This is a genomic window from Cryobacterium sp. BB307 (assembly GCF_012274275.1).
In the GTDB taxonomy this organism is placed as follows: Bacteria; Actinomycetota; Actinomycetes; order Actinomycetales; family Microbacteriaceae; genus Terrimesophilobacter.
In genome coordinates, this window is record NZ_JAANZA010000002.1 from 825,708 (window position 1) to 846,275 (window position 20,568).

The 20,568-nt window shown below is 68.4% G+C and carries 24 protein-coding genes; 8 read left to right on the forward strand and 16 right to left on the reverse strand.

The genetic code is table 11. The features are described 5' to 3' along the window. Positions 1 to 370: 370 nt before the first annotated feature. Positions 371 to 922: a GNAT family protein gene (locus HGK58_RS11295; protein ID WP_168627658.1), complete on the forward strand. Its 552-nt coding sequence runs from the start codon at positions 371 to 373 to the stop codon at positions 920 to 922. Here the strand turns inward: HGK58_RS11295 and thyX are convergent. Then, positions 919 to 1,668 (reverse strand): FAD-dependent thymidylate synthase, encoded by a 750-nt coding sequence (gene thyX / locus HGK58_RS11300; RefSeq protein WP_168627659.1) that lies wholly within the window; start codon positions 1,666 to 1,668, stop codon positions 919 to 921. The genes HGK58_RS11295 and thyX overlap by 4 nt on opposite strands. Before the next feature lie 153 nt (positions 1,669 to 1,821). Between thyX and HGK58_RS11305 the strand changes: the two genes are divergently transcribed. Both HGK58_RS11305 and HGK58_RS11310 read left to right on the forward strand, forming a co-directional pair. Beyond that, the gene (locus HGK58_RS11305; protein WP_168627660.1) at positions 1,822 to 2,253 is read left to right on the forward strand and encodes an OsmC family peroxiredoxin; all 432 of its coding nucleotides are present in this window, start codon (positions 1,822 to 1,824) and stop codon (positions 2,251 to 2,253) included. Beyond that, on the forward strand, positions 2,253 to 3,212 hold the full coding sequence (locus HGK58_RS11310; protein WP_168627661.1) for a TIGR01777 family oxidoreductase: 960 nt from the start codon (positions 2,253 to 2,255) through the stop codon (positions 3,210 to 3,212). The genes HGK58_RS11305 and HGK58_RS11310 overlap by 1 nt, the downstream gene beginning before the upstream one ends. Here HGK58_RS11310 and HGK58_RS11315 read toward each other — a convergent pair. Both HGK58_RS11315 and dapB read right to left on the reverse strand, forming a co-directional pair. Continuing rightward, a complete protein-coding gene (locus HGK58_RS11315; protein WP_168627662.1) occupies positions 3,172 to 3,621 on the reverse strand; it encodes a hypothetical protein in 450 nt (149 codons plus the stop codon). The two genes, HGK58_RS11310 and HGK58_RS11315, sit on opposite strands and share 41 nt — an antisense overlap. Continuing rightward, complete coding sequence (gene dapB, locus HGK58_RS11320; protein WP_168627663.1) at positions 3,618 to 4,358, reverse strand: 4-hydroxy-tetrahydrodipicolinate reductase; 741 nt, start codon at positions 4,356 to 4,358, stop codon at positions 3,618 to 3,620. Before dapB ends, HGK58_RS11315 begins: the two co-directional genes overlap by 4 nt. 38 nt (positions 4,359 to 4,396) lie before the next feature. Between dapB and HGK58_RS11325 the strand changes: the two genes are divergently transcribed. Both HGK58_RS11325 and HGK58_RS11330 read left to right on the forward strand, forming a co-directional pair. Further along, positions 4,397 to 4,870, forward strand: a complete 474-nt coding sequence (locus HGK58_RS11325; RefSeq protein ID WP_168627664.1) for a GNAT family N-acetyltransferase — start codon at positions 4,397 to 4,399, stop codon at positions 4,868 to 4,870. A 241-nt stretch (positions 4,871 to 5,111) separates the two neighbouring features. Beyond that, positions 5,112 to 5,459, forward strand: a complete 348-nt coding sequence (locus HGK58_RS11330) for a hypothetical protein (protein ID WP_168627665.1) — start codon at positions 5,112 to 5,114, stop codon at positions 5,457 to 5,459. 27 nt (positions 5,460 to 5,486) lie between these two features. Here the strand turns inward: HGK58_RS11330 and HGK58_RS11335 are convergent, their stop codons facing one another. Continuing rightward, a complete protein-coding gene (locus HGK58_RS11335; RefSeq protein WP_168627666.1) occupies positions 5,487 to 6,089 on the reverse strand; it encodes a histidine phosphatase family protein in 603 nt (200 codons plus the stop codon). Positions 6,090 to 6,119: 30 nt separating this feature from the next. Continuing rightward, the gene (locus HGK58_RS11340) at positions 6,120 to 7,478 is read right to left on the reverse strand and encodes a pitrilysin family protein (protein ID WP_168627667.1); all 1,359 of its coding nucleotides are present in this window, start codon (positions 7,476 to 7,478) and stop codon (positions 6,120 to 6,122) included. 334 nt (positions 7,479 to 7,812) lie between these two features. On the opposite strand from HGK58_RS11340, the gene HGK58_RS13835 reads away from it, so the two are divergent. Next, complete coding sequence (locus tag HGK58_RS13835) at positions 7,813 to 8,403, forward strand: helix-turn-helix domain-containing protein (protein ID WP_349236204.1); 591 nt, start codon at positions 7,813 to 7,815, stop codon at positions 8,401 to 8,403. Positions 8,404 to 8,416: 13 nt separating this feature from the next. On the opposite strand, the gene HGK58_RS11350 is transcribed toward HGK58_RS13835, so the two are convergent. Then, a complete protein-coding gene (locus tag HGK58_RS11350) occupies positions 8,417 to 9,382 on the reverse strand; it encodes an aldo/keto reductase (protein WP_168627669.1) in 966 nt (321 codons plus the stop codon). A 162-nt stretch (positions 9,383 to 9,544) separates the two neighbouring features. Between HGK58_RS11350 and HGK58_RS11355 the strand changes: the two genes are divergently transcribed. Further along, positions 9,545 to 10,072 carry a YbhB/YbcL family Raf kinase inhibitor-like protein gene (locus tag HGK58_RS11355; RefSeq protein WP_168627670.1) on the forward strand — a complete coding sequence of 176 codons (528 nt, stop codon included), beginning with the start codon at positions 9,545 to 9,547 and terminating at the stop codon, positions 10,070 to 10,072. On the opposite strand, the gene HGK58_RS11360 is transcribed toward HGK58_RS11355, so the two are convergent. The 8 genes from HGK58_RS11360 to HGK58_RS11395 form a co-directional block, all read right to left on the reverse strand. After that, the gene (locus tag HGK58_RS11360) at positions 10,047 to 11,714 is read right to left on the reverse strand and encodes a SulP family inorganic anion transporter (protein WP_246865503.1); all 1,668 of its coding nucleotides are present in this window, start codon (positions 11,712 to 11,714) and stop codon (positions 10,047 to 10,049) included. The genes HGK58_RS11355 and HGK58_RS11360 overlap by 26 nt on opposite strands. A gap of 8 nt (positions 11,715 to 11,722) precedes the next feature. Further along, a complete protein-coding gene (locus HGK58_RS11365; RefSeq protein WP_168627672.1) occupies positions 11,723 to 12,091 on the reverse strand; it encodes a metalloregulator ArsR/SmtB family transcription factor in 369 nt (122 codons plus the stop codon). Between the two features lie 144 nt (positions 12,092 to 12,235). After that, positions 12,236 to 12,457, reverse strand: a complete 222-nt coding sequence (locus tag HGK58_RS11370) for a hypothetical protein (RefSeq protein ID WP_168627673.1) — start codon at positions 12,455 to 12,457, stop codon at positions 12,236 to 12,238. A 52-nt stretch (positions 12,458 to 12,509) separates the two neighbouring features. Then, positions 12,510 to 13,316 (reverse strand): CoA ester lyase, encoded by an 807-nt coding sequence (locus HGK58_RS11375; protein ID WP_168627674.1) that lies wholly within the window; start codon positions 13,314 to 13,316, stop codon positions 12,510 to 12,512. After that, complete coding sequence (locus tag HGK58_RS11380; protein WP_168627675.1) at positions 13,313 to 13,798, reverse strand: MaoC family dehydratase; 486 nt, start codon at positions 13,796 to 13,798, stop codon at positions 13,313 to 13,315. Before HGK58_RS11380 ends, HGK58_RS11375 begins: the two co-directional genes overlap by 4 nt. A 9-nt stretch (positions 13,799 to 13,807) precedes the next feature. Next, a complete protein-coding gene (locus tag HGK58_RS11385; RefSeq protein ID WP_168627676.1) occupies positions 13,808 to 14,974 on the reverse strand; it encodes an acyl-CoA dehydrogenase family protein in 1,167 nt (388 codons plus the stop codon). After that, positions 14,971 to 17,040, reverse strand: coding sequence for an acetyl/propionyl/methylcrotonyl-CoA carboxylase subunit alpha (locus HGK58_RS11390; RefSeq protein ID WP_349236205.1), 2,070 nt, complete (start codon positions 17,038 to 17,040; stop codon positions 14,971 to 14,973). The genes HGK58_RS11385 and HGK58_RS11390 overlap by 4 nt, the downstream gene beginning before the upstream one ends. Positions 17,041 to 17,043: 3 nt before the next feature. Further along, positions 17,044 to 18,651 carry a carboxyl transferase domain-containing protein gene (locus HGK58_RS11395; protein WP_168627677.1) on the reverse strand — a complete coding sequence of 536 codons (1,608 nt, stop codon included), beginning with the start codon at positions 18,649 to 18,651 and terminating at the stop codon, positions 17,044 to 17,046. 90 nt (positions 18,652 to 18,741) lie between these two features. Between HGK58_RS11395 and HGK58_RS11400 the strand changes: the two genes are divergently transcribed. After that, a complete protein-coding gene (locus HGK58_RS11400) occupies positions 18,742 to 19,326 on the forward strand; it encodes a TetR/AcrR family transcriptional regulator (protein WP_168627772.1) in 585 nt (194 codons plus the stop codon). Between the two features lie 12 nt (positions 19,327 to 19,338). Here the strand turns inward: HGK58_RS11400 and HGK58_RS11405 are convergent, their stop codons facing one another. Both HGK58_RS11405 and HGK58_RS11410 read right to left on the reverse strand, forming a co-directional pair. After that, positions 19,339 to 19,731 carry a nuclear transport factor 2 family protein gene (locus HGK58_RS11405; RefSeq protein ID WP_168627678.1) on the reverse strand — a complete coding sequence of 131 codons (393 nt, stop codon included), beginning with the start codon at positions 19,729 to 19,731 and terminating at the stop codon, positions 19,339 to 19,341. Positions 19,732 to 19,913: 182 nt separating this feature from the next. Continuing rightward, on the reverse strand, positions 19,914 to 20,564 hold the full coding sequence (locus tag HGK58_RS11410) for a VOC family protein (protein ID WP_193510238.1): 651 nt from the start codon (positions 20,562 to 20,564) through the stop codon (positions 19,914 to 19,916). Positions 20,565 to 20,568 lie beyond the last annotated feature (4 nt).

Here is a 20,568-nt window from a genome sequence, read left to right on the forward strand (position 1 = left end):
GCGGTGAAACCAAGCCGGAGCAACTCCGCCTTCTTCGCCACACCGCCGAGCATCCGAATGTCCTTGTCAATCCGTCCCATCCGACGAGAGTGCCGTTTCGGTTTCTCCCGCTCCAATGGAGTCGGGCACTTCGGGAAAGGTTGGCGGCGGTGCTGGTCTGGAGGAGGGGCCCACCGAGGCATCCGCGAGCCGGGATGCCCCCGTTGTGCAGGACACAATTCTGGTTTCGGTGCCAGTCATCGGCATCCGGAGGTGTACCGGGTCGAAAGTCCTGCATAACAAGGGATGTCCTGCACAACAGGGTAGGAGGGCGAGGGCGGGCTTGACGGGCGGGCGGGTGCGGGAGCAGTCTGAGCCTTCGGAGGCCGCCATGCTGCACGGCAACTCGATCACCCTCCGCCCGGTGCGGGCATCAGACCTCGACGCGCTCTACGCCGCTCACGTCGACATCCGGAACCGGGGCGCTTTCTTCCCGCTTGGCGTCCTGTCCGAGCCGAAGTTCCGGGAGAAGTTCTCCCAAACCGGGTTCTGGGACAAAGACGAGGGCATGCTCCTCATCATCACTGGTGATGGGGAGGTGGCTGGACACATCGAGTTCTTCCTCCCGGCCGGCTACTGGGATGCCTTCGAGCTCTCCTACCAGCTCTACGACGACCGGTTCGCGGGACGCGGCCTCGTCACCGAGGCCGTTCAGCTCACAGTCGACCACCTGTTCGCGACCACCAAGACGTACCGGATCCAACTCGTCATCGTGCCCGAGAACGGAGCCTCACGCCGCATCGCCGAGAAGTGCGGCTTCGCTCTAGAAGGCACCGCCCGCGGTGCCTTCTACAACGACGGTCGCAATCAAGACGTGCTGATCTACTCGCTGCTGGCAACGGATGTGCGCCCGTGGCGGGCGGGTACAGCAGGGCAGGGCTAGGGCGCGACGCGACCGTTCGTGTTGAAGGCCTCGTAGGTCAGCGGCATCAGCTGGGCGAAGTGCTCCTCCATCTGCTCCGCGCACATCTCGATCTCGCGCTGCGGGAAGGATGGGAAGTGGGTGCCCTCGCGCTTGGTCCGAAGGCTGAGGAAGTTCATCAGCGACCGCGCGTTCATGGTCACGTACATCGACGAGTAGGTCGTGACCGGCAGCACGATGCGTGCGACCTCGCGCGCGACCCCGGCCTCGAGCATCCGCTGGTACGCCTCGTAGGCGTGCCGCGAGACATCCATCGTCTGCTGCTGTACGAGCGCGGTCTGCTCGGCGGTACCAGGGTGGAACTCGTACGCGCCGGGCTTGCCGGTCTGCACCAGGTTGCGCTCGGCTGCGGGAACGTAGAACACCGGGCGCAGCTCCCGGTAGCGGCCGGACTCCTCGTTGTAGGAGGCGATGCGGTGCCGCATGAACTCGCGGAACACGAAGATCGGCGCCTGCACGTAGAAGGTCATCGAGTTGTGCTCGAACGGAGAGCCGTGGCGGTCACGCATCAGGTAGTTGATCAGCCCGCGGTTGCGCTTCTCGTCCTGCTCCGTCTCCACCCCATCGAGCCTGCTCGACTCGAGGGTCTGCTCCCCCTGTGTCGACACGCGCGCCGCGAACAGCACGTCGGAGTCGTGAGCACTCGCGCGGACGAGTTCAACGGTCATGTCGGAACGGAATTCGAGAGTCTCAGGCACGGCCTTCACGATAGCGAACGCCTCCCGACGCTCCGCCCGGCCACGCCGCAACCGACGCCGCGAAGCATCCGGATGCGCATGGCTGGGGATTGCCCGCAACCCTCTGCCGCTGTGTGACGGCGTGACCTATGGTGGGAGGCACCTGAGAGAGAGGTGGCCAGAATGGCTCTGACCAGCGAAGCAACGACGATGTGGCACGGCGACCTGATGTCGGGCAAGGGCACCACAAGCCTCGACTCATCGGAGGCCGCCGAGTTCGAAGTGAACTGGAAGGCGCGCACCGACGGCGAGGGTGGACACACCAACCCCGAAGAGCTGCTCGCCGCCGCCCACTCCGCGTGCTTCTCGATGGCCTTCTCCAACCTGCTCGCTCAGAACGGCACACCCCCGGACTCGCTGCAGGTCACCGCGGCGATCACGTTCGACACCACCGGCGGGGCCCACATCACCGGCAGCCACCTCCTGGTCAGCGCCAAGGTGCCGGGCATCAGCGAAGAGGACTTCGAGCGCATCGCAGACGACGCCAAGGACGGCTGCCCGGTCTCCAAGGCGCTCACCGGCATCGACATCACGATCGAGGCGAGCCTGGCCTGATGACCGACGCCGCATCCGCTAACGAGCAGCCGGCCGACCGGCCGCTGCGGGTGGCGGTGAGCGGCGCATCCGGCTTCCTCGGCACCGAACTGGTGCGAGGGCTGCGCGCCGATGGCCATGACGTCGTGCGGCTCGTCCGCCGCAGCGCGACCAGCGACGACGAGGTCCGCTGGGACCCGGCGCAGGGCATCCTCGACGAGCGGCTGCTCGACACCGTCGACGCGGTCGTGAACCTGAGCGGGGCGTCGCTGTATCGGCTGCCGTGGACCCCCTCCTACAAGCGAGAGCTGGTCGACTCGCGGGTCGGACCGGCGCGGACCATCGCCGAGGCGATCAGCCGCTCCAGCGACCCACCGGCGGTGTTCCTTTCCGCCTCCACCGTCGGCTACTACGGTGACCGCCCGGGCGAGCGGCTCACCGAGGACTCCCAGCGGGGGAAGGGCTTCGTCACTGAACTGGTCGAGCAGTGGGAGGAGGCGGCGAATCCAGCACGCGAGGTCACCCGGGTCGTGCACACCCGCAGCGGCATCGTGCTCGGGCGCGGCGGCGCGCTGAAGAATCTTGCCCGCGTCACCAGAATCGGCGCCGGCATCCGTCTCGGCACGGGCGGCGACCTCTGGCCGTGGATCAGCCTGAGCGACGAGGTGCGCGGCATCCGCCACCTGCTCACCTCACGACTACGCGGGCCGGTCAACCTGGTCGGCCCGACAACGGCGACCTCCGGCCGGATCAGCGATCATCTGGCGAAGCGGATGGGCAAGCGGATGCGGGTCACGGTGCCGGAGTGGGTGATTCGGACCCCGTTACCGGATGCCGCCGCACTGGCGTTCGCGAGTCAGGACGTGGTGCCGCGGAAGCTCACTGCGGACGGCTTCACCTGGGAACACGAGACGGCGGAGCAGGCGATCGACGCCGCGTTCACGTTCCGCTCTCGCGCTCGAGCGCAATCGCACGCCTGATCGCGTGCCGCGCGCGGCGCCGGTCCCCCGCACTGTCGTAGGCGAGGCCGAGGCGGAACCAAGCCCGCCAACTGTCCGGTGCGGCGTCGGCCTCTGCCCGGTACCGCTCGAAGACGACATCCGCAGCCGCGCGATCGATGACCCGCCCGCTCGGATAGCGTTCCAGGTTGTCGTCGGGAAGGCCGCCCTCCGCCGCCAGCTCCCGCTCCAGCCGCCCACTGCGCCAGCCGAAGAGCAGCTCGGCACCCAGCGCCCAGAACCCGATGAGCGGCAGCACGAGGAGCGCGACGCCCATCACCTTCGCGACGGGTTCGTCGACCGCGATCAGCCTGAACGACGACTGCACGACCAGCAGGAGGTACAGCGCGAGCAGCGCGGCCATCACGATCGCGCCGATGCGTGCGGTCATGGTGCGGTCGGCGCCGGCTCGATCAGCGAGTCGAGGCCGACGGCCACCCCACGGAGTGTGCGCATGGCGCGCAGCGCGAGGAGGATTCCTGCTTCGTAGGAGTCCTGGCTCAGGGTCTCGTGGCTGATCGTGAGCAGTTCGCCCTCTCCGGCGAAGATCACGTCCTGCCGCGCCGTGATGCCGCGCACGCGAAGACTATGCACCGGGATACCGGCGACGAGCTGCCCCCGAGCGCGCTGGTCGGCGTGCGGTGCGACCGTGGGAAGGAACCGCCGCGCCTCGGCGATCAACTCGGCGGTGCGAACCGCGGTGCCGGAGGGCGAGTCGATCTTGTTGGCGTGGTGTGCCTCGACGATCTCGATGGATTCGAAGAACCGGGCTGCGGTTGCCGCGAATTGCGACGCCAGCACCGATCCGAGCGAGAAGTTCGGGACCATCAGCACACCGGCATCCGGCGCCTCAGCCACCCGGGTCTCGAGTGCGGTGATCCGCTCCCCGGACCACCCGGACGTGCCGACGATCGCACGGATGCCGTTCTCGACGGCGAACTCGACCACCTTGGGGCTGACAGTCGGCAGCGTCACGTCCACGACGATGTCCGCGCCGAGCATCTCGTTGAGCGGTGTCTTCGAATTGAGGCGGGCAAACAACTCGAAGTCGGATGCGGCGGCGATCACGTCCGAGATGTAGCGGCCCATCCGGCCGGACGCACCGGCCACAGCCACCTTGGTTCGCATTAGGCAAATCTACCGCAGCGCGTCATTAGGCTTTCGTCGTGCTGACGTTCGAACCGACACCCGTTGCCGACACAGAGGCACACGCGCTGCTCAGCGAGTACTTCGCGGATCGCGCGCGCGACTTCCCGGGGCCGCAGGGGTATCGAACGACGTTCCCGACTCAGGAGCACTTCACTCCCCCGGCTGGCGTCTTCCTGGTCGCCAGGCGGGACGGAGCAGCCGTCGGATGCGGCGGCATCCGTCGCATCGACGCAGGCGAGGCCGGCGGCATGCGCTACGAGCTCAAGCACCTATACGTGCGCCCCGCTGCCCGCGGCGGCGGGGTGGGCCGAGCGATGATGACGGAGCTGGAACGCCGGGCGGCCGAGTTCGGTGCCGCCGAGGTGGTGCTCGACACCAACGCGAGTCTGGAGGCGGCCGCTCAGCTGTACCGCTCGAGCGGGTACCGGGACATCCCGGCCTACAACGACAACCCAAACGCCACCGTGTGGATGGGGAAGGTTCTGGACTGAGTGTCGCCGAAACAAGTACGGTTTCGGCATGCGACGACTGACGCAGGGATTCGGATCGGCGGCGGTTTTGCTGCTGGTTATCGTTCTTGCCGCGTGCTCACCCGGCCATGCGGAGACTGCGCCCTCTCCGACCCCCAGCGAGCAACGCCCGGTCCCGACTAGCGCCCCGGCGCCAATGGGTGAGCCGTCACCTTCGCCTACACCGGCAAGCGCGCCCGACCCGTGCGCTGGACTCGCTCCCGTGCGCTCCCTGACCATCGAGGAGCCAGACCAACTGGGGGGCTACAGCATCCTCGAACTGCGGGATACGGGACCGCGCCCCTATGCAACAGGTGATGTCAAGACCGACGAGGCCGGGAAGCCAGCGAGTTACACCGTCGCGGCGGGCGACACGATGATCTCCGTCGCGGAGCGGTTCTGCATTTACCATCACTACCTGTACATGATGAACGCTGTGCGGCGAGGGAGCCACGAGTTGTTCGTTGGCGACACTCTGAACTTGAACCCCTACACCGTCGAAACCGTTGGCGACATAAACGGCGTTGTCCAGAACAACGAACCCGTCGGGCCGCTGCCACCTCAGCGCTAACGCCACCAACTGGTACGCGAAGACGCTCTAGTAGGGCTGTTCCTCCGGCAGTCCGGTTCGCAGCGCGGCCGGGAGGTGGCCGAGGTCGTTGTGGGTGACGAGCACGGGCGGCTTCGCCGTGCGCACCCGGATGATCGTCAGGCCGCAGTTGGCCTGGTTCAGCCCCATCCAGCGCCAAGCCGGCGCGCCGAACACCTCCCGCACGAACCAGGCGATGACGAAGTTGTGCGTGATGAGCAGCTCGTGGCGCTCGTCGCGGGACGGGGTCAGCCACTCGGCGACGGCGTCGGCCATCTGCGCCTTGCCCGCCTCCAGCTCTTCCGGTGTCACGCCGCCGAAGAATGGTTCGAATGCGTGCGGCATGTCCGGCGTCGGGCCGGACGGGATGCAGTCATACAGCAGTGCGCTGGGCTCGGGCGTCACACCTGGAAGCGTCTGGGCGATGACCTTCGCCGTCTCCTCGGCGCGCTGCAGCGGCGAGTGCCACACAGCGCCGAGCGGTACCCCGGCAAGGCGCGCACCGATGGCCTTGGCCTGCTTCTGTCCGCGGGTCGACAGCGGTCCATCCGGCATGCCGTGCTCGGCATCCTTCTGCTCGCCGTGGCGAACCAGATACAGGTAGTGGGACATCGTTGTCCTTGCCTTTCGGGTTTGTTTTTCTCAGCCGACCGCTGCGGGCTCCGCGGTGAAGCCGGCGAAATCGCCCTCAGAGACGGCGCCGACGACGCTGAGGCTGAGTGGCCGGGACACCAGGTCCTGCGCGAGGGCGGCGACGTCGTCCCTCGTCACCAGGTCGAGGCGCCGCAGCGCCTCATCCAAGTCGACGAACTCGCCGAGGGTCAGTTCGGCGCGCCCGAGCCGCGACATCCGTGTGTCGGAGTCCTCGAGCGCGAGGGCGGATGCGCCGGAGAGCTGGCCGATCGCGCGTTCGCGCTCCGCGACAGTGATGCCGTGCTCCGCCATCCGCCGGAATTCGCCGAGCAGCAACTCGGCGACCTGTGGCGCCTTGGACGGGGAGCAGCCCGCATAGAGGCCGAAGATGCCGGCGTCCGAGTAGGCGGGCGAGTACGAGTAGACCGAGTAGGCGAGTCCGCGCTTCTCGCGGATCTCCTGGAACAGTCGCGATGACATCCCGCTGCCGAGGACCGAGTTCAGCACCGCCATCACACTGCGGCGGTCGTCGGCTGCGGCGATGCTCGGGACACCGAGCAGCATGTTCGCCTGCTCCAACGGGCGCTCGACGACGGTGAGCGCCGCGCCGCGGTCGATCACGGTGTGGGAGGCGTCGCGGCGCTCAACCGGCTTGGCCGGGACATCAAGCTCCCACCCAGCCGACCGGAGCGACTTCTCGACGTGTTCGACGAGCTGATCGTGGTCCACCGCGCCGGCCACGGTGATGACCAGGTCGTTCGGGCGGTAGTTGGCGCGGTAGTGCTTCCAGACCGCGTCCCGGGTCACCGCCTTGATGGTCTCGGGGCTGCCGCCGATCGGGCGACCGAGCGGGTGCGACCCGAAGACGGCCTCGAAGAACCGCTCGCTCGCGACATCCGACGGATCATCGTCCGCCATCGCGAGCTCCTCGAGGATCACGCCCCGCTCGTTCTCGAACTCCTGCGTGTCCAGCAGCGAGCTGGTGAACATGTCGGAGAGCACCTCGACCGCCATCGGCAGGTCACGGTCACGCACCTTCGCGTAGTAGCAGGTGTGCTCCTTGGCGGTCAGCGCGTTGTTCTCGCCGCCGACCGAGTCGAAGCTGACGGCGATGTCCAGCGCGGTGCGACTGGTCGTCCCCTTGAACAGCAGGTGCTCGAGGAAGTGGGTGGAGCCGTACCCCTCTGCGGCCTCATCGCGCGAACCCACTGCGACCCAGTAGCCGATGGTCGCGCTGCGCGCACCGGGCACCTGCTCGGAGAGGATGCGCACGCCGGATGGGAGGACGCTGCGCCGCACGAGACAGTCACCGGTAGCGCGAAACGAGAGTTCTGAAAGATCCAGAGGAAGCTGCACTGCACGGTTCATATCACCCATGAGCCTATGCCACCGGTTCACCCCTCACGCGCCCCAGAAAGGGCACCCTCGAATTGGGGTACAAACACAGTCCACACAACTGCGGACAAACAGACTTGTCTGTCCTCAATTCTGTGCTAGCCTGACAACCGTCGAACGGTCCGCTCATCCCCCATCTGAGCGGAACGTTCTGGGGCAAGCGAGCCGACCCGAAGGTCCGCTTGCCCCTGCCTTCGGGCGGACACAGCACGCCCGCGAACTTCGCGGTACCAGCACCGGATCCTTCCCCCAAGATCCGGTTGGCTGCCGAAGCGGAGTGGGGATAAACGCCCGAGGGAGCCACGCTGTGACGATTGTCGAGTCTGATCCAACGTCACAGCGTGCCCCTTGGGCCAAGCAGCGCATTCTGGACACGGCGACACGCCTCTTCTACGACGAGGGCATCCGCCAGGTCGGCATCGATCGGCTGATCGCCGAGGCCGAGACCACAAAGGCCACGTTCTACAAGTACTACCGAGCCAAGGCGGTGCTCGTGGCCGCCTACATCCGTGGCGCACACGAACGCGACAAGGCGGCCCTCGAGGCGCTCATCGTCGAGTCGGACGGTGCGGCGCAGGCGCTCGAGCTGCTCGTGCAGCGGATCATCGACGAACTGCAGCGGCCCGGCTTCCGCGGCTGCCTCTACCTCAACGCGGCTGCCGAATATCCCGAACCCCACCATGAGGTGCGCGTGATCATCATGGAGCACCGCGACTGGTACACCGCCGCGATCGCCGACCTGCTTCGGCAGGTCGGGCATCCCCTCCCCGGTGAGGGGGCTGACGACTTCCTGCTCGCCCGCGACGGCGCGATGGTCGGTGGCTATGCAGGCGACGTCACCGCAGCGGCCGGAGCGCTCCAGCGCAGCGTCGATCGCATCCGCGCCGCCCGGGCCTGAAGCTCGGGCCCACTCAGGCGGTTGCCGCGTCGAGCGCTGCGACCTGGTTGCGGGTCAGCTGGACCAGCGTGCCCGCGATGAGGTCCTCGACCTGATCCGCGCTGCTCGCACTGGCCACCGGCGCGACGACGTTCGACTTGGTGAGCAGCCACGCGATCGCGATGCTCGCCGGCGCAACCTCGTGCTCGGCGGAGACTCGATCCAGCGCGGCGAGCACCCTCAGCCCTCTCCGGTTGAGGTGGCTCTGCGCGTCGACGACGCGCGAGTCGAACCGGCCATGCACGCTCGCCAGGTTCGCGCGCGATCGGTACCTGCCCGTGAGGAACCCGCCATCCAACGCGAAGCGCGGCATTACAGCCAAGCCCTGCGACGCGGCGACCGACGCCATCGAACCCTCGAACACCGCACGGTGCATCAGGTTGTACCGGCTTTGCACCGCGACGAGCGGCCCAAGGCCGAGCTGCGCGGCAATGATCCGTGCCTCGATCAGCCGATTGCCCGAGTGGTCCGAGGCACCCAAATAACGCACCTTCCCCGCCCGCACGACTTCGTCGAGCGCGACCAGGGTCTCCTCGAACGGCACGTCCGGGTCGTCGATGTGGAGGTAGAGCACGTCGAGGTAGTCGGTGCCCAGGCGGGTCAGGCTGGCATCGATCGCCGCGGTCAGCGCACCCGGCGTCAGGCCAGGGAAGTCGGCACTCTTGCCGATCTTGGTGGCCAGCACGACATCCGCCCGGTTCCGCCGGTCGCGCATCCAGTTCCCGATCAGGATCTCGCTTCGTCCGCCCGCGTAACTGTCCGCGGTATCGATGAAGGTGCCGCCGAGCTCGACGTAACGGTCGAGGATGTCGACGGTCGCCTCGTCGCCCGCCGTCCACCCGAAGACGTTCCCGCCGATCGCCAGCGAACTCACCTGGAGCTGAGTGGACCCGAGTCGGCGCTGGTGCGCGCGCGTGCCCAGTTGGCTTGTCGGGTTCATGGGATCTCTCGGCCGGTGGAGGTGTGTTGCACAGAGGGTAGAGCACGCCGAGGCCACTTCCGTGGCACGAATGGCGCGATTCGTGCGCGAGAAGGACTCGCACCGGTACGGCTATCATCGGCACAACCGAACCGAATGCAATGGAGCAGGGGGTGATTCACCGTGGTCAATGACCCGAACTGGCGTTTGCCGGAGGTGCCGGCGTTCTCGCTGACCAGCCCGGAGGTGCGCGACGGCGACATTCTGCCCAGGTGGGCACGGGCATCCGGGATGGGCGGCGAGGACCGCTCCCCGACCCTGCACTGGTCCGGGCAGCCACGCGGCACCAAGAGCTTCGCGCTCACCGTGTACGACCCGGATGCGCCGACCGGCAGCGGCTACTGGCACTGGGCGGTCTACAACATCCCGGGCGACGCGAGCGCGCTGCCTCAGGATGCCGGGAACCCGGCCGCCGGGCTGCTGCCCGCCGGCGCGATCACGCTGCCCAACGAGTCACGCGAGGAGCGGTTCGAAGGCGCCGCACCGCCGGCCGGCCATGGCGAACACCGCTACGTCTTCACGCTGTCCGCGCTGGGCGTCGAACGGCTCGACCTGCCGGCGCGCTGCACCCCGGCGGTCCTCGGCTTCAGCCTGCGGACGGTGATCCTGGCTCGCGCGCAGTTGACTACGTTGTCGGAGACCCCGGCGTAGCGCCCACCAGTTCGCGCGCGGAGGCGATCGCATTCGGGGTCGCCTCGAAGACGCGACCGGCGTCCCTCAGCCGTCGCGCGGAGGTCAGCGCGGCGAGCACCTTCTTGTGACCGGGTCGGATGCCCGAAAGCAGCACGACGATGCCGCGGCGCTCGAGCTTGGCTATCGCGTCGTCGAGCATCAGCGCTCCGGTCGCATCGATGGTGGTCAGCCGGCTCATGCGGAGGATGACCACGGCGACATCCGCGACCTCGCTGAGTTCGAGCAGGAAGCGGTGGGCTGCGCCGAAGAACAGGGCGCCGTCGAGGCGGAAGGCGACGATGCGGTCGTCGAGCAGGCTGCGCTCCTCGGCGGAATGGTCGGCATGGTCGAGAGGCACCCGCTCGACCCTGGACGCCTTCGCGACCGCACGCAACGCGACGAAGCCGGCCAGCGCGAGGCCCACGACGACGGCCGTGACCAAATCGATCGCCACGGTGACCACGAACGTGAGCACCAGCACGAGGGCATCCCCACGCGACGAGCGCATGATGGCCTTGATCGAGCCGACCTGGATCATCTGCACGGTAGTCGCGAGCAGCACGCCGCCGAGGGCGGCCAGCGGGATCACCCCGACCAGCGGCGCGGCGACGAGCGTGAACAGCAGCAGGATGACCGCGTGCGAGAACGACGCGAGGCGCGACTGCGCTCCCGCGCGCACGTTGACGGCGGTGCGGGCGATCGCCGCGGTCGCCGGAACGCCACCGAACAGCGGGGCAGCCAGGTTCGCCAGTCCCTGGCCGAACAGCTCACGGTCGGGGTTGTGCTTCTGCCCGACGCTCATGGCGTCCGCAACGGTCGCGCAGAGCAGGCTCTCCAGCGCGGCCAGGGCTGCGACGGCGAGCGCCGATGGCAGCAGCGCGGTCAGCGTGCTCGGGTCGAAGAAGCCGACGGATGGCGCGGGCAGGCCGGCGGGCAGGGTACCGACGGTGTCGATGCCGAAGCCTGCGAAGAAGGCGACGGCCGTGGCGATGACAACGGCGACGAGCGAGAACGGTACAGCCGGCTTGAAGCGGGCGCCGATCAGGATGACCGCGGCCACGGCCAGCGCGATGACCACCGGCACGAGATCCGGAGCCGCCGCCCAGCGCACGATCGCGTCGAAAGCGATGGCCCACACCTGCTCCTGGTCGCCGGCCTCAACACCGAGGATGTTCGGCAGCTGCTGCAGCGCGATGACCACGGCGATGCCCGCCGTGAAGCCCTCGACGAGGGACGCAGGGAGGTACCGCACGTAGCGGCCGACCCCGGACACCGCGAGGCCGAGCAGGATGACGCCGGCCATCACGCCGACCTGCAGCACGCCGCTCGCGCCGAACTGGTGCACCACCGGGATCAGCACGACCGTCATCGCCCCTGTGGGTCCTGACACCTGCAGGTTGCTGCCACCGAACACCGCGGCGATCGCACCCGCGACAATCGCGGTGATCAGCCCGGCTTCCGCGCCGAGCCCGGATGCGACGCCGAAGGCGAGTGCGAGCGGCAGCGCAACGATGGCGACGGTCAGTCCGGCCAGGAGGTCCCGCCCCGGCGACCGGCGCATCGCCGCGACGTCGCCCTTACCGGGGAGCAGTCCGAGCAGGAAGCGGCCGCTTGCCGACATCCGTCGTCTCATCGCACCTCCGTGCCCGTTGCAGCTTCGCTGGCGGCGTGCTCACGCTCGAGCGTTGCGAGGAGTTCTGTCGTGTCCTGCAGATTGCTGAGGAGCAGCTGCCTGGCGACGGCCAGCAGCTCTGCGATGCGCGGGTCGCGCACCGAGTAGTAGATGGTGTTGCCGTCGCGGCGGGTGACGACCACACCTGCCCTGCGCAGCACCGCCAGCTGTTGGGAGAGCTGCGTCAACTCGGCGTCGATGCTGTCGGCGAGGTCGCCCACGGAGCGCTCCCCCTGCACGAGCTGCTCGAGGGCCCGTACGCGGACCGGATGCGCGAGCGCCTTGAACAGCTCGGCCTTCAGCGCTGCAACGGGAAGATCTGCCATCCAAGCATTATAACTAGCTATCTAGCAAAATAGCCAACTACTGAACCATCGAGTCGGGAGCAGTAGCCGTTATGAGCGTGCCAAAACGGCAACACCTCCCGACTCAATGGAGGTTCGGGAAGCTGTGGGGTGCGGCGGCCGGCCTCAGGGGCGGCGGCGCACCGGGATGGGGACGCTCTCGACTGGCGGCTCGGAGTGACGCTGGTACTGCGGGCCGCTCCAGCGACGCGCGAACCGGATGCTCAGCACGACGCGAACGGCGACAGCTGCAGCGACGATGACCGCGACCGCGAGCCAGAAGATGGGGTCGACGATCCAGGTGAACCAAGACAGCACGCTGCTGACCGCCTCGGCGCCATTTCCCATCAGACCAGAGTACGAACCCGGCCCGCGCCTGTCCTACCCCCAACCGGGGGTGTTAGTCGCCCGCGCGCCGCACCAGTTCGGCAGCGTGCCGGAGCACCGGCTCGTCCACCATGCGACCGCGGAAGGCGAACACGCCTGACTCGTCGGTCGCCGCCGCGAGCACCGCGCGCGCGAATTCCAGGTCCTCATCCGAGGGCCGGTAGGCGTCGCGGATGGTGGCGACCTGACCGGGGTGGATGCACGCGGTCGCCGCGAAGCCGCTTGCCGCGGCATCCGAGGCCTCGGCCCGCAGTCCGTCGAAGTCGTCGATGTCGACATGGATGGCGTCGATCGCGGCCTTGCCGTAGGCGCCCGCCGCGAGCAGCACCGCGGAGCGCGCGTGCCGGGCCACCTGCCGGTAGCGGCCATCCGGCAACCGGCTCGAGGTCCCGCCAAGGGAGGCCATCAGGTCCTCCGCACCCCACATGAGCGCGACCACCGACGGGTGCGCCGCGATCGCGGGCGCGCCAACGACTCCACCGGCGGTCTCGCACAGCGCCACCAGCTCGAACCCGTCCAGCCCCTCGAAGTCACGGGGCGCGGTCGCCTTGGCGACCATCACCGTGCGGTACTCGGTCTGCCGCAGCGCCTCCAGGTCGGCAGCGCGCTCCGGTGAGTCGTGGGCGTTCACCCGCACGATCGTGCGCGCCGGATCGAGCGGATGCTCGATGAGCGCGGCCCGCGCGGCGTCCTTGTGCGCGGCGTCGACGGCGTCCTCGAGGTCGAGGATGACCGCATCCGCCCGCTCGGCGGCCTTGTCGAACCGGTCGGTGCGGTCGGCGGGGCAGAACAACAGTGCCGGGCCCATCCGGAAGCTCATTGCCGCGCCTCCTTGCACCACACCAACGTCGACCGCACGGCCGTCGCGACGACGACGCCGTCCTGGTTGCGGGCGGTGTGCTCGAGCGTGACGATCCCCTGCCCCGGCCGGGACTCGGAGAGCCGCTTGCCGGTGACGATCGTCTCGCTGTACAGGGTGTCGCCGTGGAAGACCGGATGAGGAAAAGCGACCTTCTCGAAGCCGAGGTTTGCGACGATGGTGCCCTCGGTCAGCTGCGCCACCGAACTGCCGACCAGGGTGGCCAGTGTGAACATCGAGTTGACCAGGCGCTGCCCGAACGGCTGGGACGCGGAGAACGCGGCGTCCAGGTGCAGCGACTGGGTGTTCATAGTGAGGGTCGTGAACAGCACATTGTCGGCCTCGGTGACCGTACGGCCCGGCCGGTGCAGGTAGAGAACGGACTCGTCGAACTCCTCGAAATAGAGTCCGCGCTGCTGCACGACCTCGCGTTCCTCGGGCATCCGCGCCTCCTACTGATTGAAACCGAGCGACCTGGCGATCACCATGAGCTGCACCTCGTTGGTGCCCTCGCCGATCTCGAGGATCTTCGAGTCACGGTAGTGCCGTGCAACAAGGCTCTCATTCATGAAGCCCGCACCGCCGAAGATCTGGGTCGCGTCGCGCGCATTGCTCATCGCCGCGTCGCTTGAGACCAGCTTCGCGATCGCCGCCTCACGCTTGTAGTCGAGGCCCGCAGCGCTGCGGCGCGCGGCGTCGTGCCAGGCGAGCCGGGCGGTGTGCACGCGCGCCTGCATCTGCGCGATCATGAACGAGATCGACTGGAATGAGCCGATCGGCTTGCCGAACGCGTTGCGATTCTTGGCGTAGGCGACCGCCTCGTCGAGACAGCCCTGTGCCGCACCGGTGGCGAGCGCGGCGATCGCGACTCGTCCGTCGTCGAGGGTGTGCAGGAAGTTGGCGTAGCCGCGTCCGCGCTCGCCGAGCAGGTTGGCCTCTGGGACCCTGGCGTCGTCGAAGGTCAGCGGATGCGTGTCCGACGAGTTCCAGCCGACCTTGTCGTAGGCGGGCTCCACCGTGAAGCCGGGTGTCCCGTTCGGGACGATGATTGTCGACAGTTCCTTGCGCATCCGGCCGTCCGGGTCCTCGCGCTCGCCTGTCACCGCCGTCACGGTCACGAACCTGGTGATCGGCGTGCCGGAGTTGGTGATGAACTGCTTGCTGCCGTTGATCACCCATTCGCCGTCGTCCAGCCGGGCGGTGGTGCGCGTCGCGCCGGCGTCGCTGCCCGCCTCGGCCTCGGTCAGGCCGAACCCGGCGAGTGCGGTGCCCGCCGTGAGGTCGGGCAGCAGTTCCCGCTTCTGCTCCTCGGTGCCGAAGCGGAAGATCGGGAAGGACCCAAGCCCGACGGCAGCCTCGAGTGTGATGGCCAGCGACTGGTTGACGCGCGCGATGGCCTCGATAGCGAGTCCGAGCGACATCACGTCGCCGCCCTGTCCGCCGTACTCCTCCGGGAACGGCAGCCCGAACAGCCCGAGTTGCCCCATCTGCGCGACCACGTCCATCGGCAGCCGATGCTCGCGGTCGGCCTCGTAGGAGATGGGTGCGATCACCTCGTCGGCGAACTCGCACACCGTGTCGTAGAGCGATTGCTCCTCTTCCGTCAGGCTCCAGCTCATGGCGTGACCTCTCGTTCGGGATGCGGCTGGGCCGCTTCCATCGCTTCCTCGTCGCTTCTGACGCGCGCAACCACCTGATCCAGCCGGACCAAGTCGCCGACGCTCACGGTGATCTCCACCTCGCCCGCGGCCGGGGCGGCGAGCTTGTGCTCCATTTTCATCGCCTCGACGGTGACCAGGGTCTGGCCCTCCGTCACCCGGTCACCGGTTCCGGCCGCCACCGCGACGACCGTGCCCGGCATCGGCGAGCGCACTTCTGGGCTGACCGGATGCGCGACCCTCTCGATCGCGGCCAGCATTTCCGCGGTCTGCGCCGACCGGTCCAGGTGCCGCAGCGGCAGGCTCACGCCGTCGCATCCGATCCACACCTGGTCACCGGAGCGCGCGATCGCCAGCGGGCGGGTGACGCCGTCGAGAGTCAGCCGGTGATCGCCACCGTCGCCCACCAATCGCGCCGCGTGCTCGCGCCCGTCGATCGTGACGGCTGCCGCCTCGGCGGTCCCGGCGACCAGCACGTCGACCCGGTCGCTTTGTGAGGTCGAGAACCGGTACCGGCTCGGCCGCGCTGCCTCCGCCATCCGCCAGCCAGGTCTGGAGGTCCACGGGTCAAGCGCATCGGCATTCGTGCGCTCGGCGTGCAGAAAGAGCGCGGCGGCAGTGAGCAGCTCGGCGTCGGCGCCCCGGAACACCAGCTCCGGCAGTCGCCGCTCGATCAGGGTGGTGTCCATGGTCCCGGCGATGACATCCGGGTCCGCGAGCAGCTCGCGCAGGTACTCGATGTTGGTGCGAACGCCCAGCACCGTCGTGGCGGCGAGCGCGGCATCGAGGCGCGCGATCGCCTCCGAGCGGTCGACGCCGTGTGCGATGACCTTGGCCAGCATCGGGTCGTAGTCGGCGCCGATGGTCAGTCCCTCACGCAACGAGCCGTCGACGCGGATGCCCGTGCCGTCCGGCTCGCGCAGGGACAGGATGTGCCCGGTGCTGGGCAGGAAGCCGCGCTGCGGATCCTCCGCGTAGAGGCGAGCCTCGATGGCGTGCCCGGTGAGGTGAATGTCGGACTGTGCGAGAGTCAGCCGCTCCCCCGCCGCGACCCGCAGCTGCCACGCGACCAGGTCGACCCCGGTGACCAGCTCGGTTACCGGATGCTCGACCTGGAGGCGCGTGTTCATCTCCATGAAGAAGAACTGGTCCGGCGCCTCTGCGGACACCAGGAACTCGACAGTGCCCGCGCCGCGATAGTCGACGCTGCGCGCCACGGTCTTCGCCGCCTCGCCGATGCGCTCGCGTGTCGCGGCATCCAGCAGCGGCGACGGCGCCTCCTCGATGACCTTCTGATGGCGCCGCTGCAGCGAGCACTCGCGCTCGCCCAAATGGATCACGTTGCCGTGGCTGTCCGCGAGCAGCTGCACTTCGATGTGCCGGGGGCTGGTGATGAGCCGTTCGAGCAGCATGGTGTCGTCGCCGAAGGCTGCGGACGCAACGCGGCGGGCCGTCGCCAGCGCATCCGGCAGCGCCTCGGCGGAGTAGACCGGCTGCATCCCCTTGCCGCCGCCGCCGGCCGACGGCTTGATGAGCAGCGGGTAGCCGACCCGGTCGGCCTCCGCTGCCAGCTGCTCGTCGCTGAGGCCACGGGACGACACACCCTCGAGCACCGGCACGCCTGCGGCCGAGACGTGGTCCTTGGAGCGGATCTTGTCGCCCATCAGCTCGAGCGAGCGCTCGGTCGGGCCGATGAAGACGATGTCAGCTGCCTCGCACGCGCGCGCGAATTCGGCGTTCTCGGACAGGAACCCGTAGCCGGGGTGGATCGCCTGCGCGCCCGACTGGATCGCTGCCGCGATGATCGCGCCGACGTTCAGGTAGCTGGCAGCCGGGGCGGCCTCGCCGATGCGGACCGCGACGTCGGCGTCCGCGACGTGCTTGGCGTCGGAATCGGCGTCGCTGTAGACGGCGACCGATCGGATGCCGAGTTCGCGCAGGGTGCGGATGACACGGCAGGCGATCTCACCGCGATTGGCGACCAACACGGTGTCGAAGATGCTGTTACTGAGCTTGTCGAAGTGCACCGGTCACATCCTGAACAGGCCGAAGGCGGAATCGGGCAGCGGGGTGCGCGAGGCGACGTCGAGGGCGAGCCCGAGCTGGGTGCGGGTCTCGGCCGGGTCGATGATGCCGTCATCCCACAGCCGGGCGGTCGAGTAGTACGGGTTGCCCTGGTGCTCGTACTGCTCAGTGATCGGCGTTTTGAACGCGGCCTCGTCCGCCTCGGGCCACTCCTCGCCGCGCGCCTCGAGCTGTTCCCGGCGGATGGTGGAGAGCACGGAGGACGCCTGGGCGCCGCCCATGACCGAGATGCGGCTCGCCGGCCACATCCAGAGGAAACGCGGGCCGTACGCCCTGCCGCACATCGAGTAGTTGCCGGCGCCGAACGATCCGCCGATGACGACAGTGAACTTGGGGACGCGGGTGGTGGCGACCGCGGTGACCATCTTCGCGCCGTGCTTCGCGATGCCGCCGGCCTCGTAGTCACGGCCCACCATGAAGCCGGAGATGTTCTGCAGGAACACCAGCGGGATGCCGCGCTGGTCGCACAGCTCGATGAAGTGGGCGCCCTTCTGCGCCGATTCGCTGAACAGCACGCCGTTGTTGGCGATGATGCCGACCGGATGCCCGTGCAACCGGGCGAACCCGGTCACCAGGGTCTTGCCGTATTCACGTTTGAACTCGTGGAACTCGGAGGCGTCGACGAGCCGTGCGATGACCTCGTGCACGTCATAGCTGCCCTGCACGTCTACCGGCACGGCACCGTACAGTTCCCCGGGGTCGACGGCCGGTTCGCGGCTCTCGATTACGTCCCATGCCGGCGCGGCGGGCCGGGGCAGGGTCGCGACGATGTCCCGGATGATCTGCAGCGCGTGCTCGTCGTTCTCCGCCAGGTGGTCGGTCACGCCGGACGTGCCGGAGTGCAGCTCGCCGCCGCCGAGCTCCTCGGCGGTGACGATCTCCCCGATCGCGGCCTTCACGAGCGGTGGGCCGCCGAGGAAGATGGTGCCCTGGTTGCGCACGATGACCGTCTCGTCGCTCATCGCCGGCACGTAGGCACCACCGGCGGTGCTAGAGCCCAGCACGGCCGCGAGCTGGGGGATCTTCGCCGCCGACAGCCTGGCCTGGTTGTAGAAGATGCGGCCGAAGTGGTCGCGGTCAGGGAACACCTCATCCTGCATCGGCAGGAACGCGCCCCCGGAGTCGACCAAGTAGACGCACGGCAGACGGTTCTCGAGCGCGATCTCCTGCGCGCGGAGGTGCTTCTTGACCGTCATCGGGTAGTAGGTGCCGCCCTTCACGGTCGCGTCGTTGGCGACGACCATGACGTGGCGGCCGTGCACGAGGCCGATGCCGGCGATCAGGCCGGCGCTCGGGCTATCGCCGTCGTACATCCCCTCGGCGGCGAGTGGCGCGATCTCGAGGAACGGGCTGCCATCATCCAGCAGAGCGTCGACGCGGTCGCGCGGGAGCAGCTTGCCGCGCGCGACGTGGCGCTCGCGGGAGCGCTCCGGGCCGCCGAGGGCGGTGACGCGCAGGCGCTCGCGGAGCTCGTCGACGAGTTCCCGCTGTCCGGCCTCGTTGGAGCGGAACGCGTCGCCTGCGGTGTCGAGCGAGCTGGTCAGGACTTCCATGCGTCTCCGTCGACTCATTCGGTTAATGATCGCTAACTGGGTCTAAGGTTAGTGAACACCCCCACCGATGTCTACAGCGGGAAGCATCCGATGTCCGATGGCCTGACCACCGAGCGCAGTCGCGCGAAGGCGAGCCGTCGCGCGGCCCTGCTCGACGCGGCGGCGCGGCTGTTCGCCGAGCGCGGCTTCAACGGGGTCTCCATCGAGGACCTCGGTGCCGCCGTGGGTGTGAGCGGTCCGGCGGTGTACAAGCACTTCGCGGGCAAGCAGGCCGTGCTCGCCGCGGTGCTCGTGGACGTGAGCCGCGGACTGCACGACGGAGGCGCGAGGGTCGTGGCCGCGGCATCCGGGGCATCCGACGCGCTGACCGATCTCGTGCGCTTCCACGCCGACTTCGCCCTGGGGAATCCGGAGGTCATCCGCGTGCAGGATCGCGATCTGGACAGTCTTGGCGACGAAGACCGGCACCTGGTGCGAACACTGCAGCGCCGCTACGTCGAACTGTGGGTGGGTGTGCTCGAGCGGCTCCACCCCGATGTCGACACTGCGGTGCTGAGGGCGCGAGCCCACGCAGTGTTCGGGCTACTCAACTCGACGCCGCACAGCGGGCAATCGCTGGAACCCGGTGCGGTGCGGGCGGAGCTGGAGCGGATGGCGCTTGCGGCCCTCCGCTGACCGCGCCGACGGCTAGCTGAGTTGCTGGTCCAGCTGCTCGACCCAGTCGGCGCGCCAGTCTGGCGCGACGAACGACTCGCTCCAGTAGGCGGTCTCCCGCTCGATCTTCCCGCCCCGGAACTCGAAGATGAAGACGGTCTCGTAGGTGGGGCCGTCGTAGTCGAGGTGCGCCTCAGCGACGACCAGGTCTCCCGAGCTGACGATGCGCCGCGGGGTGATCGTCGGCAACTGCGGGAAGGCGCTGTATATGGCGCGCCGATTGTCGGCGCCCCGCACCCGCTCTCCGGACTGCGGCCATTCCATGACGGCGTCGTCGTGGAACAGTTCATCCATGACCGCCGTGTCGCGTGCGTTGATGCAGTCGATGAGGCGACCGACGACCGCCTCGTTCTCGCTCGAGCCCATGGGACTCACCTCGCTTCCGTAGCAGGTGTTGGTTCCAATGGTGCGCCCGAGGGCGCGTGAATGTAACCCCTGCTTCAAGCACCACGCGGGGTCAGAAAGAGGCCCTAACTCTCCCGGGAAGGGCGCTTTGCGACACCTCGAAGCAGTAAGGGACGAGAATCGTCGATTCGGGGAATCAACCCCTAGAGGTCGGAGGTGCAGACGCAGGCCTCGTTGCCCTCGGCGTCTGCGAGCACCCACCATCCGGGCGCGTACTCGTCGGTCAGCAGCGTGCCGCCCGCGTCGAGGGCCGCCTGCACCCGGTCGGGCGCATCCGAGGTCGGCACGTACACGTCGACGTGGATGCGATTCCGCTGGGTGCGGGGCGGCTCCATGTGTTGGAACCAGAACCGCGGGCCCTTGCCGCGCGGGTCGACGAGCTCGATCTCTCCGTCGTCGTCGACCTCGTCGTAGTCGAGAACCGCCTTCCAGAAACCGCGGATGCCGTCGGCATCCACCGTGTCGATGGCGATGTCGTAGCGGGCGGGCACCTGCGTGTCTCCGGTGGCGCCGGCTTCGTCGGCGAGCTCCTGAATACGTCCCGCCAGCTCGAGGTCGCGCCGCGTGACGCCGTCGGCGTCGTGCGAGGTCAACTCGAATGAGATCGAACCCCAGCCGAGGCGAAGCTCGGGATGATGGTTCAGCTCCTCCGCCACCTCCCCCACCCTTGCGGCGAGGGATGCTGCGGATGCGAAGTCCGGCGTGGAGAACGACGCGTAGAGGATCCCGTCGAGGTGGACGAACGCGGTGCCGGCGAGTTCCGGACTCGTCTGCTCGGGGATCAGCCGCTCCATGTCG